Source organism: Vibrio sp. 10N.247.310.98, from assembly GCF_041467395.1.
Lineage (GTDB): Bacteria > Pseudomonadota > Gammaproteobacteria > Enterobacterales > Vibrionaceae > Vibrio > Vibrio crassostreae_C.
The window spans coordinates 1-6,254 of record NZ_JBFSUL010000101.1; the positions used below are offsets into that span (position 1 = coordinate 1).

Sequence of the window (6,254 nt, forward strand, 5' to 3'; positions counted from 1 at the left end):
AGATGGTTCACTCGTTAAGCGGTGAACAACGCTTCATACGACCTCAGGTCGCACGGACAATAACAAGTTAGGAGCAGTCATAAACTGCAGTCTCATTCGAAGCGATTAAAAAAGCACTTCTAAACGAGATGTTAGAAGTGCTAATTATTGAGTAAATTTAATAAACTTCTTATACCCAGACTTGATCAAATACTCGGTACATGTTGCCACCTAAGAACTTGCTGCAGTCTTCTTCTGAGTATCCATTTTCAAGCATGGTATCAATTAGAGCTGCAACAATTTGATATGGTGCTGGGGTAGGAAACCCTTTTGCTCCTACAGCGGCACTATAGCCACCATCAGGGAATACGTTCTGCCCCATTGGTGTTTGAATAATAGACGCTGTAAAATTGATGTTCGGGATATAGTCTGAACCGAAGCCAACGTGGTCTATACCGACTAAGTTGACCATATAATCAATATGTCGAAATAATTGTTCAGTCGTCAATATATCTGGGTTAGATGTATCCATAAAGGCAGCCACCATATTTATTGAGCAAACCCCACCGGTTGCCGCAACACCTTTAATCACAGCGTCAGAAAGGCTTCTCTGATAATCGGCAATGGCTTTCGCACCTGAATGCGAAGAAATGACAGGTTGGCTACTGCGTTCAATCGCATCTAAGGAGGTTCGTTCGCCAGTATGGCTTACATCAACAGGCATACCGTATCGGTTATAAGCGTCGACAAGTTTTTTTCCATATTCAGTTAGACCACGGTTCTCAATTTCGAAGCAGCCATCACCCACATCATTACGTTGATTATATGCCAATAAACAGTAACCATAGCCCATCTCACGCCATAGTCCTACGCGATCAACATCACCACCAAATATTTGAGTACCTTGGTGAGTGAAGTAAATACCCAATTTGTTTTGTTTTACCGCTTCATCAATATCTTTGGTAGTGCGGATCATCATATAGTCGTCTGGGCGTTCTTTCATTTTGCTTAGGTAGAACTGAGCGCCTTTCATAATGCCTTCAACCGAGGCATCTAACGAGTCTGCGGAAGGACATGCTGCTAGTACCTTGAATCCAGCGGCTTTGCACTTGTCCATTTCATCATGGAATTCTGGTGCTTCAGGTGAAGACCATTGAGAGGGCCAAAGACCGGAAAAAAGGCTGTCAATAGCCATAGAATCTCGAACAATTTTTTTTGCACGTTCAGATGCAGGATATTTGTGTGTTCGTTGAGGGATTTTTGAATAATCTTTTATTTCAAATTCTGGTAATTTTGGTGCACCTGACTTTGTCGCTTTATCATTACTTGGTTCGATTTCAGATTTGTTGTCCATATTTGAAATTTTCCTTAACAGTGTTAGCTTCTATAAAATATAAATATGTTGGAAGTTTGGAAGTAAAGATAGGTACGGATTTATATCAAACGGAGTGTTAAGCCCTTTATACGCACCTTTTTATAAATAAACTACGCCCAATGACATGATAAAAACGTGATTTATGTCGAATATTTTTGGCAAATCTATCTAAATGTTACCTCAATTAGAAAATTCATTTAAAAGTATTATATGTGACACTTTAAGAAATTATCGAAGAGGTGAGATAAAAAAGCGATACCTGAGTATCGCTTTCTATAGTCTGATTTATCATTGATTAGGTGAATTAACGTCGAATGGCTTCGCCTGCTTTAACGTCTGTATCTAGTTGTGTGTTGTTGACAACGATTTTGCCGTTAACCAATAACCAATGTACGCCTACGGCTGGGTGGTTAGGATCTTGGTAGGTGCCCACATCAGCGATAGTTTCTGGGTCGAATACCACGATATCTGCGTCCATATTAGTTTGGATTCGTCCTTTATTTTTCATTTGAGGGACAAAATCTTCTATTAATTGAGCTGGCATCAGTGTCATTTTACGTAGTGCTTCCGTCATCGTTAACAAGCCGCGCTCACGAACATAGACTCTGAGTACTTTAGCAAAGGTGCCATTTGATCTAGGATGAGAGAATAGATCTTTTGGTAATGGCCACTCGTCACCTGCATAATTTTCAATGTGGCCGTCTTCGTCCATATGCATCCAGAACATTTCGTCAGATTCAATCAACACATTAGGATTTAGAATCGAAGCGTCTAATAGAGCAAGATCTTTAGGGTTTTGCTCGTCTAGGAAGTGCCAGACAATAAAGGTACCAGGTTTATTTTCTTGGTAGTCTTTCAACTGTTCTTCTGTCATACGTTCTTTACCTAGCTGAAAGTTTTCAGCGGTTGAACCCATACGTTCCCGCCAGCCTTCACCAGAAAACATGGCTGCGCCAACGACAGTACTTGCTGCGCCCCAAGGGTAAGCGCCCACAGTAACATTGATTCCTTGTTCTTGAGCCTTATTGACCATAGGTAAGATGGTTTCGATATCTTTTAATGAAGTACTGTTAATATGACAAAAGTGCATATGAGCGCCAGTGATAGCGGCATTGCCCACTAATTCTTTAACGGCTTCAAACGAGCTTTGTGGCTCGGCATTGCTGGCATAGCGAACGTGAGTATAGGTTGCTACGTCTCTTTCTGCGGCTAATTCAGCCAATGCATAATATTCTTTTTGACCATGGCCCGGTGCATAGCCAGCGTTAATCCCGATACCTAGGCCACCTTCATCAAGGCCTTGCTCAATCAGCTTGATGATTTTACTTTCTTGCTCAGGTGTTGCTATATCCATCTTCCAATCATTACGTGATTGAGCTTTTTGGAAATAGCCAACGGTCGCTTCGGGTTCCGTCTCACTAAATGTAGCAATACGAGCGTAAGTCCAACCAGCTGCTGCACCATAGTTTAATGGTAAGCCTTTTTCAGCTTGTCCTGCATACCAGTCACTGATAGGTAGAACACCAGATTCGAGTTCCAGCATAGTGGTAACGCCTTGCATCGCCTGCATTCTGTAGTCACCAATGTTTTGACCATGAGCGTGGACGTCGATGAATCCAGGGGCAACAACTTTACCTGTAGCGTCAATAGTTTTATCCCCAGAAATACTATCGGTCGTTATTGCTGTGATCTTATTATCTTTGATCCCGACATTAGCAACAGAATCGAAATTTGTTTCAGGGTCGATAACTCTGCCGTTCAAAATTACAACATCATAATTAGCGGCGATAACAAGTGGTGACATAAGGCCAAAGCCGACGATTGTAGCCTTTTTAATGAATGATTCTAGTGGTTTCATAATTTTATCCCGTGTGTGTGAGATGAACTATAAGTGTTACGTGTCAAAAATCTTAGACCAATAATTTCACGCTATCTACCTGATCCTCATCTTTGCTCATTGATAAGACAAATCTAACGTGACAAGAGAAAGTGACTCAAAAACAATCACTTTTACGCTCATCTCACCCACAGCTATTGACTTTGCCGCTCCAGAGCTGCCCTTCTCTATAAAGGCAACTTTGACAAAATAATCCTTCATAGCTAAACGTTTATGTACCAACGTTTTCGTCAGGGAAAAAAAATGCCAAACCTTAAATTACGAAGTTTAAGCGCGATATTCTTCTTTGCTGTCACTCTTCCCATCGTAGTGTTAGCCGACGAGGGGCAAGATGTAGAGGAGGTAGCTAAAGAGCTAGCCAACCCAAACACAACGCTTGGCTCGATGTCCTTTAACTTGGATTGGACGAACTATCAAGGCGACTTAAATTCAGCGAACAGTCAGAACGGGTATCGCTTGAGCTTTCAACCTGTTCTCCCTGTGCCAATTGCAGAGCGAACCAACTTATTTATCAGACCAAATATACCTTTAATATTTGACCAACCCTATTACAAGGGCGATAGATTTGAAAATTCAGATGCAGGTCTCGGTGATATCGGCTTTGATGTGGCCGTTGGTCATACCTTTGAGAGCGGCATGATTGTCGTGGGGGGGATAGTGGGTACACTGCCCACCGCAACAAGCGATGAACTGGGTAACGATCAATTCTTACTCGGTCCAGAGTTTGCCTTAGCCTACGTACAAAGCTGGGGGGTTATCGGGGCGTTAATTACCCATCAATGGAACGCTGGCGGAAGCAATGACGCCGACGCGAGTATTACTGGTGGACAGTACTTCTATACCGCGAATCTAGACGATGGATGGCAAATTCAAGCGCAACCAACTTGGAGCTATAATCACGAAGCGAGCAGTGGAAATAAATTGTCATTCCCTATTGGTATTGGGTTCGCTAAGACGACTCTCATTGGTGGCAAACCCATCAAGTTTGGTCTTCAATACTGGAACTACATTGAAAGCCCTGACGCGTTTGGGATAGAGCATCAACTTCGACTGGTCATCACACCTGTTGTTGCTCTTCCTTGGTGATAACAGGTCGCAGGATAAAATTAGACATAAAAAAACCGCAGCGAACTGCTGCGGTCTTAAATTTGGCGGTGAGTGAGGAATCCGACTTATTTATTTAAGATGCTGATATATATCCATAAAAAAACTCGCAAAGAGAGCGGTAATACTTATGGTAGTACTTTTAACCAAGCGGTGTTTTTCAAGGTAGTTGTCATCATTTGCTTACTTATTAAGCAGCTTCTCTTTCTGGATTTAGGTGAACGTCACCAACAGGTTCACAGTTTCTGATATCACCAGGCCAGCGTTCAGGGTTTAGCTCTTTTGCAGCGAGTAGTACCTCCGCTCGGCGCTTCAAGATCTCTTTATCTTTTCCATTGTGACGCTCTGAAGGCGTGACATAATTCAGCTTACTGTGCTTGTGCTCCGTGTTGTACCAGCGTACGAAGGCTTCAACCCAACTTCGACTATTGTCGATTGTTTCAAAGCCCTTTGTTGGCCAGCTTGGCATGTACTTTACCGTGCGGAACAATGACTCAACATACGGGTTATCATCACTGACTTTTGGGCGACTATACGATGAAGTAATACCTAACTCTTCCATTTTTGCTTTGAACGTCAACGACTTCATCGGCGCACCATTATCTGAGTGAAGAACCAGTGCTTGATTGAAGCACTGCTCTCGCATCAACGTTCGTTGCAGAAGTTGTGACGCTAGCTCACCGCATTCATGCTCATACACTTCATAACCAACAATTTTTCGACTGTAGATGTCCTCAATGACATACAGGTAATAGTGTTGGCCTCGAACTTTTGAAGGTAAGTAATTGATATCCCACGTATAGACTTGGTTTGAGTCCGTCGCTGTGTAACTGGTTGGCTTCGCTTGCTTCTGTCTGCTCCGCTGACGACCTCGCTTGTGAAGTTGCCCCTGCGTACTCAGTACTCGATAGTAGCTCGACTCAGAGGCGATATACTCACCTCTATCAAGCAGTGTCGGGACGATTTGAGTTGGAGGCAAGCTTGCGAACTCAGAGCGGTTACACACCTCGACAATCGCATCACGCTCTTCCTGAGACAGCTTGTTAGCAGGCTCAGGTCTGATGCATATTGGCCTTTTGTCAGCTTGAACTTCTCCTTGCTGATACCAGCGACGATAGGTTCTCAAGTCAATTTGAACTTCATGGCAAGCTAGCTGTAAACGGCATCCGCATTGCTTCGCTTCAAGGATTAGAGTCACTATGGTCTGCCTTTCATCGGTTGAGGTTAGTCGTCCTCTGGCTCTTCCCCGTAAAAGGCTCTCAGCTTTTTTCTTAGTACCAAGAGGGCGGCCGTTTCAGCGAGTGCTTTTTCTTTGAGTCGTAAATCTTTCTTCAAATCTTTGATTTCAAGTTTGTCAGCTTTAGCCTGCTTCTTTGCTTCAGCTTCCTGCTCTTTACTCGACTTAAACCCTTGCATACATTCGCTGCGCCAACTTTGGATTTGTTCAGGGAAAAGACCTTTTTCACGACAATATTGGCTGAGTTCACTTTCGGTCATCGAGTAAGTCTCGGCAACAATGGCGAGTTTAGTTTGAGCAGACCACTGCTCTGATGAAGTGTTGCTATTTGGCACGGCGGCTCCTGAACCTCTGAGTTGCTGGCGCCAATGATACAGGGTCGCAGTGCTAATTCCTTCCTCTTCCGACACTTCTTTCACTGGCATCGAATAGGGAGGTAATAGCTTCTTCAAGATAGCTTCTTTTCTTTCTACTGAGATACGAGACACAATTACTCTTTATCGCCCAAACTGGTTAAATTTTAACAGTGACAACTACCCTGCCAGATAGGGAGCCTGTCTTATCCCAGTACAGTACCTTGATCTTATCGTGCTGTTTATTGGTAAATAGGAACAGCGCACCGCTGCCAAGAGGCAAGTCAGTATCATTTTCGATAATCGCTG

At 43.3% G+C, this 6,254-nt stretch carries 5 protein-coding genes; 1 reads left to right on the forward strand and 4 read right to left on the reverse strand.

Annotation, left to right across the window (positions count from 1 at the left end; genetic code table 11):
* Positions 1-169: 169 nt before the first annotated feature.
* Complete coding sequence (locus AB6E78_RS22570; RefSeq protein ID WP_017029485.1) at positions 170-1,333, reverse strand: dipeptidase; 1,164 nt, start codon at positions 1,331-1,333, stop codon at positions 170-172.
* Between the two features lie 325 nt (positions 1,334-1,658).
* A complete protein-coding gene (locus AB6E78_RS22575) occupies positions 1,659-3,212 on the reverse strand; it encodes an amidohydrolase family protein (protein WP_017062426.1) in 1,554 nt (517 codons plus the stop codon).
* 282 nt (positions 3,213-3,494) lie between these two features.
* Between AB6E78_RS22575 and AB6E78_RS22580 the strand changes: the two genes are divergently transcribed.
* Positions 3,495-4,337 carry a hypothetical protein gene (locus AB6E78_RS22580; RefSeq protein WP_017062424.1) on the forward strand — a complete coding sequence of 281 codons (843 nt, stop codon included), beginning with the start codon at positions 3,495-3,497 and terminating at the stop codon, positions 4,335-4,337.
* A gap of 208 nt (positions 4,338-4,545) precedes the next feature.
* On the opposite strand, the gene AB6E78_RS22585 is transcribed toward AB6E78_RS22580, so the two are convergent.
* Both AB6E78_RS22585 and tnpB read right to left on the reverse strand, forming a co-directional pair.
* A protein-coding gene (locus AB6E78_RS22585; RefSeq protein ID WP_372134063.1) for an IS3 family transposase occupies positions 4,546-6,080 on the reverse strand; the annotation gives its coding sequence in 2 pieces (ribosomal slippage) (positions 4,546-5,627 and positions 5,627-6,080; 1,536 coding nt in all).
* A 25-nt stretch (positions 6,081-6,105) separates the two neighbouring features.
* Entirely contained in the window at positions 6,106-6,249 is a 144-nt protein-coding gene (gene tnpB, locus AB6E78_RS22590) for an IS66 family insertion sequence element accessory protein TnpB (protein ID WP_372153791.1), read from the reverse strand.
* Positions 6,250-6,254: the final 5 nt, after the last annotated feature.